The sequence below is a fragment of the Leifsonia xyli subsp. xyli str. CTCB07 genome, assembly GCF_000007665.1.
Lineage (GTDB): Bacteria > Actinomycetota > Actinomycetes > Actinomycetales > Microbacteriaceae > Leifsonia > Leifsonia xyli_C.
Genome location: NC_006087.1, coordinates 1,272,839 through 1,288,188, shown reverse-complemented (window position 1 = coordinate 1,288,188; position 15,350 = coordinate 1,272,839). Strand labels below are relative to the sequence as shown.

15 protein-coding genes are annotated in these 15,350 nt (G+C 69.5%); 4 read left to right on the top strand and 11 right to left on the bottom strand.

Going from position 1 to position 15,350, the window contains the following annotated elements; genetic code table 11:
* Window positions 1–95 precede the first annotated feature (95 nt).
* A complete protein-coding gene (locus LXX_RS06125; protein WP_011186078.1) occupies window positions 96–1,553 on the bottom strand; it encodes an anthranilate synthase component I family protein in 1,458 nt (485 codons plus the stop codon).
* A 17-nt stretch (window positions 1,554–1,570) separates the two neighbouring features.
* On the opposite strand from LXX_RS06125, the gene LXX_RS06120 reads away from it, so the two are divergent.
* Window positions 1,571–2,365: an aminotransferase class IV gene (locus tag LXX_RS06120; protein ID WP_041767519.1), complete on the top strand. Its 795-nt coding sequence runs from the start codon at window positions 1,571–1,573 to the stop codon at window positions 2,363–2,365.
* Window positions 2,366–2,368: 3 nt separating this feature from the next.
* Here LXX_RS06120 and cydC read toward each other — a convergent pair whose 3' ends face one another.
* Genes cydC through LXX_RS06100 form a run of 4 tightly spaced genes read right to left on the bottom strand, consistent with a single transcriptional unit; the run spans window position 2,369 to window position 8,155 of the window.
* Complete coding sequence (cydC, locus tag LXX_RS06115; protein WP_011186076.1) at window positions 2,369–4,096, bottom strand: thiol reductant ABC exporter subunit CydC; 1,728 nt, start codon at window positions 4,094–4,096, stop codon at window positions 2,369–2,371.
* Window positions 4,083–5,687, bottom strand: coding sequence for a thiol reductant ABC exporter subunit CydD (gene cydD, locus LXX_RS06110; RefSeq protein ID WP_223227737.1), 1,605 nt, complete (start codon window positions 5,685–5,687; stop codon window positions 4,083–4,085). Before cydD ends, cydC begins: the two co-directional genes overlap by 14 nt.
* A gap of 22 nt (window positions 5,688–5,709) precedes the next feature.
* Entirely contained in the window at window positions 5,710–6,729 is a 1,020-nt protein-coding gene (cydB, locus tag LXX_RS06105; protein ID WP_011186074.1) for a cytochrome d ubiquinol oxidase subunit II, read from the bottom strand.
* Between the two features lie 13 nt (window positions 6,730–6,742).
* On the bottom strand, window positions 6,743–8,155 hold the full coding sequence (locus tag LXX_RS06100; RefSeq protein WP_011186073.1) for a cytochrome ubiquinol oxidase subunit I: 1,413 nt from the start codon (window positions 8,153–8,155) through the stop codon (window positions 6,743–6,745).
* 94 nt (window positions 8,156–8,249) lie between these two features.
* Between LXX_RS06100 and LXX_RS06095 the strand changes: the two genes are divergently transcribed.
* Both LXX_RS06095 and LXX_RS06090 read left to right on the top strand, forming a co-directional pair.
* The gene (locus LXX_RS06095) at window positions 8,250–8,615 is read left to right on the top strand and encodes a BlaI/MecI/CopY family transcriptional regulator (RefSeq protein WP_011186072.1); all 366 of its coding nucleotides are present in this window, start codon (window positions 8,250–8,252) and stop codon (window positions 8,613–8,615) included.
* A 4-nt stretch (window positions 8,616–8,619) separates the two neighbouring features.
* A complete protein-coding gene (locus tag LXX_RS06090) occupies window positions 8,620–9,561 on the top strand; it encodes a M56 family metallopeptidase (RefSeq protein ID WP_011186071.1) in 942 nt (313 codons plus the stop codon).
* 164 nt (window positions 9,562–9,725) lie between these two features.
* Here LXX_RS06090 and LXX_RS06085 read toward each other — a convergent pair whose 3' ends face one another.
* The 5 genes from LXX_RS06085 to LXX_RS06065 form a co-directional block, all read right to left on the bottom strand.
* Window positions 9,726–10,649: an ABC transporter substrate-binding protein gene (locus LXX_RS06085; RefSeq protein ID WP_041767518.1), complete on the bottom strand. Its 924-nt coding sequence runs from the start codon at window positions 10,647–10,649 to the stop codon at window positions 9,726–9,728.
* 35 nt (window positions 10,650–10,684) lie between these two features.
* Window positions 10,685–11,428, bottom strand: a complete 744-nt coding sequence (locus LXX_RS06080) for an ABC transporter permease (RefSeq protein WP_011186069.1) — start codon at window positions 11,426–11,428, stop codon at window positions 10,685–10,687.
* Complete coding sequence (locus LXX_RS06075; protein WP_011186068.1) at window positions 11,425–12,114, bottom strand: ABC transporter permease; 690 nt, start codon at window positions 12,112–12,114, stop codon at window positions 11,425–11,427. The genes LXX_RS06080 and LXX_RS06075 overlap by 4 nt, the downstream gene beginning before the upstream one ends.
* The gene (locus LXX_RS06070; protein WP_011186067.1) at window positions 12,111–13,004 is read right to left on the bottom strand and encodes an ABC transporter ATP-binding protein; all 894 of its coding nucleotides are present in this window, start codon (window positions 13,002–13,004) and stop codon (window positions 12,111–12,113) included. The genes LXX_RS06075 and LXX_RS06070 overlap by 4 nt, the downstream gene beginning before the upstream one ends.
* A gap of 189 nt (window positions 13,005–13,193) precedes the next feature.
* Window positions 13,194–13,850, bottom strand: coding sequence for a TetR/AcrR family transcriptional regulator (locus LXX_RS06065; protein WP_011186066.1), 657 nt, complete (start codon window positions 13,848–13,850; stop codon window positions 13,194–13,196).
* Window positions 13,851–14,075: 225 nt separating this feature from the next.
* On the opposite strand from LXX_RS06065, the gene LXX_RS06060 reads away from it, so the two are divergent.
* Window positions 14,076–15,140, top strand: a complete 1,065-nt coding sequence (locus LXX_RS06060) for an App1 family protein (RefSeq protein WP_041767517.1) — start codon at window positions 14,076–14,078, stop codon at window positions 15,138–15,140.
* Here LXX_RS06060 and LXX_RS14250 read toward each other — a convergent pair.
* The gene (locus LXX_RS14250) at window positions 15,137–15,277 is read right to left on the bottom strand and encodes a hypothetical protein (protein ID WP_155806793.1); all 141 of its coding nucleotides are present in this window, start codon (window positions 15,275–15,277) and stop codon (window positions 15,137–15,139) included. The genes LXX_RS06060 and LXX_RS14250 overlap by 4 nt on opposite strands.
* Window positions 15,278–15,350 lie beyond the last annotated feature (73 nt).

Sequence of the window (15,350 nt, the reverse complement as noted above, 5' to 3'; positions counted from 1 at the left end):
GTGCCACTGAACTCTCTCTCGATGGCGACGCGCCCGGATGCCGGATGCGCGCGGCGTGAAGACGTCGGGTGTTTCGGGCCCGAGCTTCCAGAGTACTAAACGTTCGGCAGGTCCTGTCCGTTCCCGGCGCCGTCCAGGCCAGCCGCACGCAAGAGCGCCGCCGCCTTCACGCCGACCTCCGCGAGCTCTTCGTCGGGCACCGAAAGCGCGGTGATCCCGCCACCGGAGCCGATGGTGGCGACGGAGCCGCGGAACTGGACACTGCGGATCACCATCGCGAGGTCGGCCGAACCGTCGGCCGCGAGGGCGCCGAAACACCCCGCGTAGACACCGCGCGGACCCTGCTCGAGACGGTTCAGGATGCGCATGGCGCTCAGTTTCGGCGCACCGGTCATCGAGCCGGCGGGGAAACAGGCGGCCAGAGCGTCCAGCACGCCCTGGCCGTCGCGGAGGCGTCCCTCGACCGTGCTGACGAGCTGGTGGACCTGGGCGTACGACTCGACGGCGAGAAGGTGCCGCACCTCCACCGAACCGGTCTCGCACACCCGAGCGAGATCGTTCCGCATGAGATCCACGATCATGACATTCTCGGCACGCTCCTTCTCGCTGGCTTCGAGCTCGGCTCGCAGGCGGCGGTCCTCGGCGGGCGTCGTTCCGCGCGGCCGGGTGCCCTTGATCGGCTTGGTTCGCACCCGTCCATCGGGCTCGACCCGGAGAAACTGCTCGGGCGACGAGCTGACGAGGGTTTCGCCGCCAATACGGAGGAAACCTGCGTGGGGTGCGGGGCTTTCCCGGCGCAGCCGCAGGTGGACGGCAAGCGGGTCGGCGGACGTCTGGGCGGTTGCGGTGTTCGTCAGGCAGAGCTGGTAGGCATCCCCGGCGTGGATGGCGGACTGACAGGCGTCGAGGAGGGCGCGGTAGGCCGCCGGTCCATACCGCCAGCCGGCTTGGGCGCGCGGGCCGGGCAGCGGGTGGGCCGCGAGGTGCCGCGCGGCCGAGCCGGCGGCGGCCGGAGCGGTGAGGGCGGCGGCGGTCGCGCGGAGCCAGGGAGGAGCGGAGGAGGCCGGTGCGGAGTCCGACGCTCCTCCCGCCGATGATTCGCCGCCTGCTGGCTCAGGGTCCGCCCCGCCGTCGCGAGCGTCCACGAGCGTCACCCGCCCGGTGTCGTGATCGAACACGATCAGCCGGTCCGCCCAGACGAACGCCGCGTCCTGTCCCTCGCCCGGCGCGTGCGGAAGCCCGAGATCCGCCGCGCCCGCCTCATAGCCGAGCCAGCCGATCCAGCCGAGCGGGTAGCCTGCGGTGTCCGCGCGACCGGTCGCCCGCAGCACCTCGACGATGCTGCCGGTGCGGGTCTCCCCGTCGACGGTCACCGTCCCGTCCGCCACGGACGCCGTCGCGACGCGCGTCCCGGTGCCGATGACGCTCATGCCCGCTGCGGCGTCCGGGCCCGAATCGAGCCAGACGGCATCGCCTGCGGGGTAAAGCGCTGCGAAGGCGTCGGCTGGGTCGACGGGGGCGTTGAGGTGGTGCACACGGGGTGGGAGGAGCACGGGACTAGCCTAGGCGAATGGCTGCGACCGACATCATGTTCGATTGGTCCGCTGGCGCGCTGGTGACACGTGACGATGGCGACACCGGCAGGACCGCACTCCTGGTCGCCGACTCCTTCCTCGTGGCGGAGGGACGGGCTCTCGCACTCGGCCTGCACCGCGAACGATTCGCCGGCTCCGCGGCACGGCAGGGGTTCCGCGACGGCCCGGAGCTGAACGCCTTCTGGGACGCCGCGGTCGAGACGCTGCCCGCGGCAGGCGGCTGGTTCCCGCGCTTCGAGCTGGCCCGGGTGGGCGGGGCGCTGCGGCTCCGGTTCCGGTTGCGGACGGCGCCGCCGCTCGGCGCCGAGCTGGTGGTCGCGACGGCGATCGGGGACCCCCGCACCGAACCGGATGTCAAAGGGCCCGACATCGAACGGCTCGGCGCGCTGCGGCAGGCGGCGCAGCGGCGCGGCGCGCAGGAGGCGGTCATCCTGGCGGACGGCGCTGTGTGCGACGGGGTGACGACGGCGCTGCTGTGGTGGCGGGAGGGGACGTTGTTCGCTCCCCCGCTCTCCCTGGCGCGCGTGGACAGCGTGGCGGCCCGGACCGTCCGCGGCATCGCGGCGGCGATGCGCGTCCCGGTCGTCGAAGCGGCCGTGTGCCCGGCGGCTCTGGAGGGCGCGGCGCTCTGGGCGGTGAACGCTCTGCACGGCATTCGTGAAGTCACAGCGTGGGTGGACGGGCCGGCTCTCGGACGCGACGCCGAGCGCACCCTGGCCTGGCGAGCGCGGTTCGCGGCGCTGGCGCGCCCGATCGGCGGCGCGCGCTGACAGCTAGCTGTCGAGCACCACCCCGCCGGCCATCCGGAGCTTCCTTGTCACGAGTGCCGGGGGCACCTCGCTGTGCGAGATCAGCAACACGGTCCGGCCGTCCTCTGCGGCCGTGCTCAGGATGTCGTGGACGATCTGCGAGCCGACGGCGGCGTCCACATTGGCGGTCGGCTCGTCCACGATCAGCACCGGGAAGTCCGCCAGCAGCGCCCGGGCCAGCGCGATCCGCTGGGCCTGGCCGCCGGAGACGAGCGCGCCGCGCTCCCCCATCGGCGTGCCGAGTCCCCCGCGCTCACGCGCCCATTCGCCGAGGCGAACCCGTTCCAGCACGGCCAGCAGTTCCTCGTCCGTCGCGGTCTCGCGCGCGAACAGCAGATTCTGGCGCAGGTCGGCGTCGAAGAGATGGGGACGCTGCTCGCACAGCCCCACGATCGCGCGAACGTCGTCCTGGCGGACCGAGCACACGTCTACGCCGTCGATGGTGTATTGGCCGTCGAGGTCGATGAGGCGGGTGAGCGCGTGCGCGAGCGCGGTCTTGCCCGCGCCGGTCGCCCCGCTCAAAAGCACCCGCTCTCCGGGTTCGAGGGTGAGCTCCACACCGCGGAGCACCGGCGCGGATGCGCCCGGCCAGTGAGCGCTCGCCCGGGAGAGACACAGCTGCGGGACACCCCTGCAGACGAGAGACACCGCATCGGCGGCATCGACGGGGATGCCGGCGGGGAGCGCGTCGGGGGCCGTCGCCGCGATGCGCTCGGCGCTTGTGCGGACACGTCGCCACGCACCGAGGGCGAGTGGGAGGGCGCCGAACGCTTCGAAGACCGCGAGCGGCAGCAGCGCGAGGACAGCGAGCGTCGGCCCGTCTAGGCGTCCGGCCGAGAGGGCGGGGACACCGGCCGCGAGCCCGAGCGCGGTCGCTACACCCGCAAACAGCGACACCGCGCCCGCTGTCAGGCCGAGCCCGGTCGCGCGACGGCGGACGACACGGATCAGCTCCGCGCTCGCGATGCTCACTCGCTTCTGCGCGGCCGGCAGCGCCCCATAGGCGATCAGCGTGTCGAGACTGCGGACGAGATCCAGGATGCTGTCGGCCAGGCTCGCCCGGAGCAGGGCGATCCGGCGCTCCGCGCTGCCCGCTGCCCAGCGGTTCACCAACGCGCCGACCAGGAAGGCGGCGGCGAGCGTCGCCACGAGTGCGAGCCCAGCCCCGGAGAGCAGCCAGAAGGCGGCGGCGACGCTCAGCAGGACGACCAGTACGGCCGTGATGAGCGGCTGCACCACACGGAGCGTGTAGTCCTGCAGATCGTCCACATCGTCAGCGAAGCGCGCCAGCAGGTCCCCGCCGCCCGCTTCGCCCAGCCCGTGACCCGCTCTCCCCAGACCATCGGGGGCGAGAGGGACCAGGCGGGCGAACATGTCCGCACGCACACCACCGAGCCGGCGGAACGCCGCGTCATGGCCGGCCAGCCGTTCGAGGTAGCGGAAGAACGCGCGGCCGAGCGCGAACGCCCGCACCCCGACCGCCGCCGCCGAGAGGTACATCAGGGCCGGTTGCTCGGCGGCGCGGGCGATCAGCCACGCGGAGACGGCAAGGAGGGCGACAGCGCTGCCGCCGCTGAGCGCGCCGAACGCGATCGCCACCGCGAGCCGGCGGCCCGGAGGCAGTGCGAGGCGCAGAATGCGGCGGATGTCCGCGCGGGATGGCGTGCGCTGCTCCGGGTCAGCGACAGACATCGACGGCCTCCCCCGGTCCCAGCACGAGGTCGGCCGCGTGTGCCAGAGCCTTCCGGTGACTCACGATGAGCACGGCCACGCCGTCTGCCGCGAACCGGCGCAGCGTGTACACGAGGCGCTGCTCGGTGCCGGCGTCGAGCGCGGAGGTCGGCTCGTCCAGCAGCAGCACCGGGAGCAAGCGCGTGCGCAACCGGTAGAGCGCGCGGGCGATGGCGACGCGCTGGGCTTGCCCGCCGGAGAGCCCGGCTCCGCCGGGCCCGACGATCAGCTCCGGGTCGAGCTCGTCCGCCGCCGCGTCGGCGAGCGCCCGGGCGATCGCGTCCGGGTCCGCCACCGGTGCTCCGAGCGCGACGTTCTCCGTGATCGTCCCGGCGAAGAGCCCCGGAAGCTGACTCGCCCACGCGATGCCGTCCCTCCGTCCCGCAGCGTCTGCTCGCCCGGCCACAGCGATCGAGCCGCTGTGCGGGACGAAACCGAGCGCCGCGGCCAGAAGACTCGACTTGCCCGCGCCGCTCGGTGCGCTCAGCACGGCCAGCGTGCCCGGCTGCACAAGGGCGGAGAACGGGCCGATGACCGTCCGGCCCTCGTAGGCCACGCTGACTTCCCGGAATTCCAGACCGGCGACGGGCGAGCCGGATGGCGCTTCGCCCCCGGTCTCCCGCGTCGCATCGAGGATCGCGAAGGCAGCGGCGGCCGCTTCGATCCCCTCTGTCGCCGCGTGGTAGCTGGCGCCGACATTCCGCAGCGGCAGGTACGCCTCCGGGGCGAGAAGCAGCACGAACAGCCCCGTCGAGAGGTCGAGCGAACCGTCGAGGAGCCGCAGGCCGATCGTCACGGCGATGAGGGCGACGGAGAGACTGGCGGCCAGCTCGAGGACGAAGCCCGAGAGGAACGACATGCGCAGAACGCGCATGGTCCGCTCGCGGTACTCATCCGAGACTGTCAGGATGCGGCCGGTCTGCCTGTGCTGACGGCCGAAGAGTTTGAGGGTCGAGAGCCCCTCGACGACCTCGAGGAATCCGCGGGAGAGCCGGGACAGCGCATCCCACTGCTTCTTCTGCGCGGCCTGCGTCGCCCAGCCGACGAGCACCATGAAGATCGGGACGAGCGGGAGCGTGCAGACGAGGACGATGCCGCTCGTGAGGTCCTGCCAGCCGATCACGAACACCAGGGTTGGAGTCGCGATGACGGTGAGGATGAGCTGCGGGAGGTATTTGGCGAAGTAACCGTCGAGCGCCTCCATCCCCCGCCCGGCGATGAGGGCGACATCCGCGCTGTTGCGCCCGGCCACCCCTCCCGGTCCCTGCTCGCCGACGGCAGTCATGAGCCTGTCTCGCAGCTGTCCGACGACCGTCGCGCCCCCTCGCGTGGAGGCGGCTTCGGACAGCCAGAGCAGAGCGGCGCGGCCGATCACCGCCAGCGCGAGCGTCGCGAAGAGCGGGCTGAGCTCCGCGGTCGGCGCTCCCGCGATGGCGCGGACGACGAGCTGGGTGACCAGCCAGGCGAACGCCACAGCAGCGATGGTCTGCGCCAGCGCGAGGAGACCGCCCACGGTGAGGGCCGTGCGCGCCGCGGAGGCGTAGCGGAGCAAGCGGGGATCGAGGGGACGCACGCTACACGGCCACCGGTTCCGACGGCTCTTCCGGGATGTGAGCCCGGCTGACGCGCTTGCGGAAGATCCAGTAGGTCCAGCCCTGGTAGAGCAGGACGAGCGGCAGCGAGAACGCAGCGACCCACGTCATGACGGTGAGCGTTGCGTCGGTGCTGGAGGCGTTGGCGATCGTGAGGCTGTTCTCCGGGTTCGGCGCCGATGGCAGAACGTTCGGGAACAGCGCGGTGAACAGCGCGGTGACGGCCAGCGCGATCGTCAGTGCCATGAAGGCGAACGACCAGCCCTCGGCCCCGCGGAGAGTGAACAGCCAGGAGGCGATGAGGGCGACGGCGGCGAGCGCGGCGACGATCACGAACACCACCGAGAAGTGGGCGATCGCTGTCCAGATCAGGAACGCTGCCGCGACCGCGATGGTGAGGGCGCCGGAGGTCACGGCCAGTCTGCGCGCCCGCTCCCGGATGTCCCCCTCGGTCTTCAGCGAGATGAAGACGGCGCCGTGGGTGAAGAAGAGCAGCAGGGTGGTCAGGCCGCCGAGCAGCCCGTAGATATTGAGGAGGTCGAACAGGGTGCCCGTGTAGTTGTGGCCGGCGTCCAGCGCGACACCCTGGACGATGTTCGCGAAGGCCACGCCCCAGAGCAGGGCGGGGACGGCCGAGCCGACCACGATCATCCCGTCAAACCACCTCTTCCAGCGGCTGCCGGGGCGCTGGTGCCGGTACTCGAAGGAGACACCGCGCAGGATGAGCGCGAGCAGGATGAGCAGCAGCGCCAGGTAGAAGCCGCTGAACAGCGACGCGTACCACTCGGGAAAAGCGGCGAACAAAGCCGCGCCGGCGACGATCAGCCAGGTCTCGTTCAGGTCCCAGACCGGGCCGATGGTGTTGATCATGACGCGGCGGTCCACCTCGTCGCTGCCGAGGAAGGGCAGCGCCATCCCGACACCGAAGTCGAAGCCGTCGAGCACGAAGTAGCCGACGAAGAAGAAGGCGACGATGAGGAACCAGAGAACGGCGAGATCCATTGTGCTTCTTCTCCTAGTAGACCGTCGCGACCGGGACGTGCCGACCCTCGTCGTCGAGGTGGTCTTCGGCGGGGGCGGGTCCCTTCTGGGCCGCGCGTTTGATGAGGGTGAACTCGACCACGGTGAGGGCGCCGTAGACCGCGGTGAAGGCCAGAAGCGAGAGGAGGACGTCCAGGCCGGTCGTGCCGGTCGAGACCCCGTCCGCCGTCTTCATCAGGCTGAAGACGATCCACGGCTGCCGGCCCATCTCGGTGAAGACCCAGCCGACGACCATCGCCAGGAGGGAGAGCGGCATCGCCCAGATGGCGATCTTCCACTGCCACACATGCTGCGGCGTCCGGCCCTTCCTGGTCAGCCACAGGCCGGCGACTGCGACCAGCGCATGCAGCATCCCGAGGCCGATCATCCAGCGGAACGACCAGTAGGTGATCCAGACGATCGGGGTGTAGTCGCCCGGTCCGTAGAGCTGTGCGTACTGCGCCTGAAGGTCATCGATGCCCTCGACCGTTCCGTCCAGTGTGTGCGTGGAGAGGAACGACAGCAGGTACGGCACGCGGATGCTGAACAGCTCATGCACGCCGTCCGGTGTCCCGAGCGTGAAAATGGAGAACGATGCGTCCGCGCCCGTCGAGGTTTTGTACAGCGCCTCCGCCGCCGCCATCTTCATGGGCTGCGTCTGCACCATAGCGAGGCCCAGCTGGTCGCCGGAGATCACGGTGCTGATGCTCGCGCCGACCATCAGCCACAGACCGGCTTTGAGCGCCGGCCGCATCGACTCGAGGTGCTGGTTGCGGGAGAGGTGCCAGGCGGCGACCGAGATGATCAGACCGGCGGAGACCATGAACGTGCCGAAGATGGTGTGCGGGAAGGCCGCGAGGGCGACTTTGTTGGTCAGCACCGCGCCGATGTCCGTCAGCTCCGCCCGGCCACGGGACTCGTTGAGGTGGTAGCCGACCGGATTCTGCATGAAGGCGTTGGCCGCGATGATGAAATAGGCGGAGAGGATGGTGCCGGCGGCGGTCACCCAGACCGTGGCGAGGTGCAGACCCTTCGGCAGTTTGTCCCAGCCGAAGATCCAGAGGCCGATGAAGGTCGCTTCGAGGAAGAAAGCGAGCAGACCCTCCAGGGCGAGCGGGGCGCCGAAGATGTCGCCGACGAAGCGCGAGTAGTCGGACCAGTTCATCCCGAACTGGAACTCCTGCACGATGCCGGTCACCACTCCCATCGCGAAGTTGATGAGGAAGAGCTTCCCGAAGAAGTGGGTCAATTGCAGGTAGTGGACTTTGCCCGTGCGATACCAGGCGGTCTGGAACACGGCGACGACCGTCACGAGGCCGATGGTGAGCGGCACGAACAGGAAATGGTAGATGGTGGTGAGACCGAACTGCCACCGCGAGAGCAAGAGCGGGTCGAGCCATTCGTTCACAGGGGCTTCCTTTCAGACGAATTCTACAGACTGTAGAATTCGATCTTATACAGATTGTAGAACACTCGTCGGCTCTTCGCATTACGCTGGGTCCGTGACAAACCTCGGAGAACTGGAGCGGGCCGTCATGGAGGCCCTGTGGAGCAACGGCGTCCCGGTCACCGCCAACGAATTGCGCGACAAACTGGCGGCGAACCGGGAGCGGGGGAAGACCCCGGCGCTCACGACCGTGCTCACGGTCCTCTCCCGTCTGGAGCAGAAGGGTTTCGTGAAGCGGGACCGCCAGGCGCGCCCACACCTCTATGACGCGAGCCTGAGCCGGGCCAACCATGTCGCCGATCTGATGCACGAGGTGCTCGAATCCTCATCGGACCGCACCGAGGCACTCGCTTTCTTCGTGGGATCGGTGGACGAGTCGGAAGCCCAGGTCCTCCGACGACTGCTCGCCGCACGCGGCTGAAGCCGTGAACGCCGACATCTCGGCCATCGTCCTCGGCCTCCTCGCCGTGGCGCTCGCCTGGCCGGCTCCGGCCCTTCTGTCGCGCGCGACGTGGCCGGCTGCGGCCCCCGTCCTGGCGCTCGCACTCTGGCAGTCGATCGCCCTGGCCGGCGGGATCTCCATGATCGGCTCCCTGCTACTGGCGGGGATCGAGCCGTTCGGCGACGACCTGTGGAGCAGGATCGCCCGGGCGGCTTCCTGCGCCTTCCACGGTCCGTTGCCCGCCCGAGTGAGCCTCACGCACGCTTTCGCGCTGAGCGCAGGCCTGCTGATCACGGCGCAGCTGCTGCTGAGCCTCGCCCTCACTGCCGTTCGCAGCCGCAATCAGCGGCAGCGGCACCGTGAGCTCCTGCGCCTGCTGAGCTCACCGCTGCCGGACGCGCCGCGCACGCGCATCATCGACCACCCCGCGCCGGCGGCCTACTGCCTGCCCGGTGCGCCCAGCGTCACCGTGCTGTCGGAGGGCATGGTGGCGCTGCTCAGCCCGGAACAGCTCGAAGCGGTGATCGCTCACGAAGAGGCGCACCTGCGCCAGAAACATCACCTCCTCCTCGACGCCTTCCGCTCCTGGAAGCGCGCCCTTCCCTGGTTCCCCATCGCGACCCGCGCCCTGGACGCAGTGGCCCTGCTGGTGGAGATGCTCGCCGACGACACCGCGCGACGCCACTCCAGGAACGAGACGCTGGCCGGCGCGATCCGGATCGTCGACGAGACCGGAACCGCGGGAACCGTGCTCGGCGCGCCGAAAGACCCGCGCACACCCGAACAGCGGCGTTCTGCTCTCGCCGCCCGGGAAGAGCGCCTGACGTCCGGCCGCCAGAGGATCGGAACCGGTGTCCGCCTGCTCGTGGTCGCCACCACCGTCTTGCTGGTCGTCGTGCCGCCGGGGATCGTCCTCGCCAGCTGAACCAGCCTCCCCCGGCGCACACATTGCTCAGCGGCGGGCAGCTGGCCTGAAAGCACTACGCACGCGAGCGTCGGCGAACGCGCAGAGCCGCTTCCCCGTGCGAGGTTCACCCGGCCGACGGCGACCCTGTCGCCCGAGCCGCCGCCGGCCGAGTCGGAGATCCGCTACTTGATCGAGTGCTCCGACAGCCACTTCTTAGCGACAGCTTCGGGCTGCGTCTTGTTCGTGCCCTGGTTCTCGCCGTTCATCGCGATGAGGTCATCGGTGATGAGTTCGGCCGAGACCTTGTTGAGCACCTCCTTGACCGTGGCGGAGGCTTTCTTGGCGCTGATCAGCGGCACGATGTTCTGCGCGGCGATCAGATTCTTCGGGTCCTTCAAGGTGACGAAGTCGTTGTCTTTGATGGCCGGTGTGGCCGTGTAGATATTGGCCAGCTGGACATCGCCGTTCTTCAGCGCCGCCACCGTAAGCGGACCGCCGGAGTCGCTGATCGGCTTGAGGGTCGCTGTGACCCCATAGGCCGATTTGAGACCCAGGATGCCGTAGGGACGCGTCTCGAACTCCGGGTTGGCCCCGACCGCGAGCGGCTCGGTGACCTTCTTCAGATCGTCGAGGCTGGTCACGCCGTACTTGTCCGAGAACTCCTTGGTGACGTTGTAGGAGTCGGCGTCTTGCGCCTTCGCCTGATCGAGTGCCTCGAAGCCCTCCGGCACAGCGTCCTTCAGCGCAGCGTAGACATCGTCGCTCGACGTCGCCGTGCTGTTCTTGTCGTAGAACTGCAGCAGATTGCCGCTGTACTCCGGGAGAAGGTCGATCGACCCGTCCTGGAGCGCCTTCAGATAGACATCGCGCTGGCCAATGCTCGGCTTGTACGCGACCTTCACCCCGTTGGCCGCGAGAGCCTGACCGTAGATCCGCATGAGGATCTCGGACTCGCCGAACGCCGCCGAACCGATGGTGACGGTGCCACTGGAGGAGGAGCCGGAGCTGAACGCCCCGCCGCCCCCGGCGGAGCACGCGCTGAGCGCGAGGAGTGCGCCGGCAGCGAGCACGCCCGCCGCCGCGCGGGCTCTCTTGGATGCGAACATGTGATTACCTCTCTTTGGACGGTGGCGCATGCGGTTCAGGGGGTCTGCTGCCGTCTCGCTGCGACGATGCCGAACGCTCGCGCCGGGTCCTTCCCCCGGTCGGTCCGGGCCTTTCCGGCGGCGACGCCCCGCGGGACGACGATTCTCTGGGTGAGGGCGAACAGCCCGTCGACCACGAGGGCGAGCGCGACCACGATGATCGAGCCCCCCAGCATCTCGGGATAGTTCTGCACGGCGAGGCCATCGAACAGGAACCGGCCGAGGCCGCCGACAGGCAGGATCGCCGCGACCGTCCAAGTCGCGATCACCTGCAGCGCCCCGGCCCGGATGCCGCCGAGCACCAGCGGAAGGGAGAGCGGCAGTTCGACCTTCGAGAAGATCTGCCACTCCGTCATGCCGACGGCGCGCGCGGCGTCGATGGTCCGCCGATCCACCGCCTGCAGACCCGAATAGGCGCCGGCAAGGAGTGGAGGGATGGCCAGCACAGTGAGGGCGATCAGCGGCGGCACGATTGAGATATTGGCAGTGAGGAGCGCCAGGTACACGACGAGGCCGAGCGTCGGCAGCGCCCGGAGCGCGCCGGAAAACCCGACAGCGACTCCCCGCAGCCGGCCGGTGTGCCCGATCAGGAAACCGATGGGCAGCGCGATCGCGCCGGAGAGGAGCAGCGTCAGCAGCGAATACAGGATGTGCTCGCCGGCCCGGGTGGGGATGCCGCGGGGACCCGCCGTGTTCGCGGGGTCGAACAGCCAGCCGAAGGCGGCGATGAAGTCGGTCATGCGCCGACCACCGCCTTCATCGCGGACGAGCGGTCCAGACGGCCGCTGCGCCGATCGAACCGCGACCAGGGCAGCAGCAGCCGGCCGAGCAGAACCAGCACGACGTCGAACACCAGCGCGACGACCATGATCCCCACGATTCCGACGAGCACTTCATCGTTGTACGAACGGTTGAGGCCGTCGGTGAAGAGCTGACCGAGATTCGGAACGCCGAGCAGCGCGCCGACGCTGACCAGGCTGACCGTGGAGACCGACACGACGCGAAGCCCCGCCAGGAGCACCGGTCCGGCGAGCGGGAGTTCCACGGACCAGAACCGGCGCCAGGCGGAGAATCCGACCGCCGTCGCGGACTGCACGACCTCCCCGGGCACGGAGGCGAGCGCGTCGGCGGTCGTGCGCACCATCAGCGCGACGGCGTAGACGCTCAACGCGACCACAACGTTCAGCGGGGACAGGATCTTGGTGCCGATCAGAGCCGGCATCGCGAAGAAGAGCGGGAGCGACGGGATGGCGTACAGCAGGCCGCCGATCGTCAGCAGCACGGGACGGCTCATCCGGTAGCGGTTCGCGATCCAGCCGATCGGCAGCGAGAGAAGGAAGCCTGCCACGATCGGAATGGCGCTGAGCCAGACGTGGGAGAGTGTGAGGCTCCAGACCTGGCCGAGGTTCGGCCACAAGAAGCTCACGTCGAATCCTCACCCTGCGCTGCAGCACCCGCGACCGGAACGGCCGCGGCCCTCGTCTCACCCGCGGCACTCGGGTCGAGGCCGCTCAGCACCCCCGCCGCGCGGCCCTCACTGTCCACGAGAACGGACCCGGCGGGGGTCCGCTCGATGCGCAGCACGCGTTTGCCGCGATCGGCGCCGAAGAAGGACGCGACGAACTCGTCCGCAGGCGAGGCGAGGATCTCCGCCGGGGCCCCTCTCTGCGCGACGATGCCGCCTTTCTGGAAGATGACGACCTGATCGCCGAGCCGGAATGCCTCGTCGATGTCGTGTGTGACGAACACGACGGTCTTCCCGAGGTCTCGTTGCAGCCGCAACAGTTCGTTCTGCAGGTCCTCGCGGACGATCGGGTCCACCGCTCCGAAAGGTTCGTCCATCAGCAGAATGTTCGGGTCGGCGGCGAGCCCGCGGGCGACGCCCACACGCTGCTGCTGTCCGCCGGAGAGCTGAGCAGGGTAGCGGTCGGCGAGCGAACGCTCCAGCCCGACGGTCTCCATCAGTTCCAGCGCGCGGGCGCGCGCGGCCATCCGCCTCTCGCCGAGCAGCAGTGGGACGGTGGCGATGTTGTCCACGACCTTCCGGTGCGGCAGCAGGCCGGAATTCTGCATGACGTAGCCGATGCTCCGCCGCAGCTGGACCGGCTTCAGCCGTTCCACGCCCTCGCCGTCGATCTCGACCGTGCCGCTCGTGGGGTCCACCATCCGATTGATCATGCGCAGGATTGTGGTCTTACCGCTGCCGGAGGACCCCACCAGCACGGTGATCCGCCGGGACGGGACGACCAGCGAGAAATCGTCGACGGCCACGGTCCCGTCTGGGAAACGCTTCGTCACCGAGCGAAACTCGATCATGAGTCGAAGGCTTTCGGTCGGCTGAGAGACGCTCGTGTGGCTTTGCAGTACGGAACCATCCTCCCCAGCCAAACAGCGTTTCTCCGAATACTCAACGAATGACAACGAAATATGGCGGAAATCGCCGGCCCCTGCGCACGCCCCGGCAGCGCCGGCCGGCCGGTGGTGGCCGGCGCGCAACGAAAGGCGTCACTCCTCCGGCGAATAGCGGCGCTCCAGGTACTCGCGGGCGACCGTCCGCGCCTCGACGATGAAACGTTCGTCCCCGGCGAGATCGTCCTGGAAGGCGCGCGTGACCAGCGCGTCTATCATCTCCACCACGACCTCCAGGCGGAATGTGAGCTCGTCGCCGGCGGGCAGCCCATACTCGTCCGAGAGGATCTCGGCGAATTGCGCGGCGAACGAGACCTCGTGGGCCGATTCCTCGCCCGGCGCGCCCGCGCGCTCGGCGTCGGCCAAGCAGATGATGCGGAAGCCCAGCTCGGAGCGGAACATCCCGACGAAGGCATCGATCGCGCACTCCACCGCGTCCCACCAGCGCTCCGGGCCATCGGTGTGAATGCCTTTTACGACCGCGTGGCGGTAGCGCAGGAGCGCACGATCGCGCAGCGCCTGCAAGAGAACGATGCGGTCGGGGAAGTACCGATATACGGTCCCGATCGACGCACCGGCGCGCTCGGCGACCATCGCTGTGGTGAGCCGGTCGAAGCCGATCTCATCCACCACATCGGCAGCGGCGTCCAGGAGGGCGTCCACCCGCGCAGCGCTGCGCTCCTGGACCGGCTCCGTGCGAACGAGCGGTGCTCCGACGCTGTTCTGACCGGCGACCAGGTCGTTGATGGGCACGCGGGTACTCCTTACTGCGGTCTGGACAATGCGGCGATACCGTTCCTCAGCCCAGGCGAGACCGTCGTGTCGCTCACCGTCGCGATTTTATGGGGGGAAATCTCACTTTTGCTCGGGAAAACCGCGAAACCGCCCCAGACCGGATCCCCCAGATCGGGGGATGCGGCGAGGCATTTCCCGCACTCCATGAGAAGTTCCAGCACTCCGTGAGAAACTGAAGCACCTATGTCTCCCACCTCCAGCAAGCGCGTCGGCGTCGAGCCCATCATGCACCGCGCGGCCCGCATCGAGGATGCGTTCCACGAGTTCCGGGCCCGCCGTGCCCGGAAACGCGGCTTCCTCGCGACGGTCGTGCCGTACACAGGCTATGGCTCCTCGGCCTGGGTCCGCATCCTGGGCCGCGTCGTCCTCGCCCGGGAGCCGCGCCCGGACAGCCGGGCCGAGCGCAAACACCGCAAGCGCGAAGAGTCCATCCGCGGCTGGCGCTCCTTCGTCAGCGTCCCGATCGGGGATGTCCCGGTCACGATCGAGATCGAAGGCGACCGTCACGAGGTCCCCCCCGATCGCGGTGGCGTGATCGACACCGTCCTCCCGGTGCAGCTGACCCCGGGCTGGCACACCGTGCGGCTCTCGACGCCCGAATCGGGCCGCGCGTTCGAAGCGCCGGTGTACATCGTCGATCCGGCGGCCACGTTCGGAATCATCTCCGATGTGGACGACACCGTCATGGTCACGGCGCTCCCCCGACCACTGCTGGCCGCCTGGAACACCTTCGTCCTCGACGAGCACGCCCGTGTTCCGACGCCCGGCATGTCGGTGCTGCTGGAGCGCCTGGCGGCGGCGCGTCCCGGAGCACCCGTCGTGTACCTCTCGACCGGCGCCTGGAACGTCGCACCGACGCTGACCCGCTTCCTCTCCCGGAACCTCTTCCCCGCCGGCCCGCTGCTCCTGACCGATTGGGGGCCGACGCACGATCGCTGGTTCCGCAGCGGCCGGGAGCACAAGCGCACCAGCCTCGCCCGGCTCGCCGAGGAGTTCCCCGGGCTCAAGTGGCTCCTGGTCGGGGACGACGGGCAGCACGACGAACAGCTCTACGGTGAATTCACCTCCGCGCATCCGGACAATGTGGCAGCGGTCGCCATCCGGCAGCTCTCCAATAGCGAAGCCGTGCTCGCTGGCGGGCGCTCGAAGGCAGAGAAGCACAGCGAGTTCTCCGGCGCTCCCTGGGTCTACGCCCCCGACGGCGCCGGTCTGAGCGACCAGCTGAAGGATCTGGGCCTCCTCCCCTAGCCCTGCCCGGAAGCGGCCAGGGCCGGCTTCCCGCTCCGCTGCTTGCACGGCCACGACCCGGCGACGATCGCGGACCCGGGGCCGGTCGAGGGGCGGGCGCGGAAATCGGGCGGCCGGTGCGGAGGAAAGCCGCTCACGACGCTTGGACCACTCCCGGCGCGCAGCAGACCGCCCCCGCGGGAGAGGCACACGCCGATGCCGCGGCTGGGC

Coding starts and splice junctions, on each gene's coding strand:
- LXX_RS06120 (WP_041767519.1), top strand. CDS start 1,571: ATGGCTGCGACCGACATCATGTTCGATTGGTCCGCTGGCGCGCTGGTG.
- cydC (WP_011186076.1), bottom strand. CDS start 4,096: ATGTCTGTCGCTGACCCGGAGCAGCGCACGCCATCCCGCGCGGACATC.
- LXX_RS06085 (WP_041767518.1), bottom strand. CDS start 10,649: ATGTTCGCATCCAAGAGAGCCCGCGCGGCGGCGGGCGTGCTCGCTGCC.
- LXX_RS06060 (WP_041767517.1), top strand. CDS start 14,076: ATGTCTCCCACCTCCAGCAAGCGCGTCGGCGTCGAGCCCATCATGCAC.
- LXX_RS06070 (WP_011186067.1), bottom strand. CDS start 13,004: ATGATCGAGTTTCGCTCGGTGACGAAGCGTTTCCCAGACGGGACCGTG.
- LXX_RS06080 (WP_011186069.1), bottom strand. CDS start 11,428: ATGACCGACTTCATCGCCGCCTTCGGCTGGCTGTTCGACCCCGCGAAC.
- cydB (WP_011186074.1), bottom strand. CDS start 6,729: ATGGATCTCGCCGTTCTCTGGTTCCTCATCGTCGCCTTCTTCTTCGTC.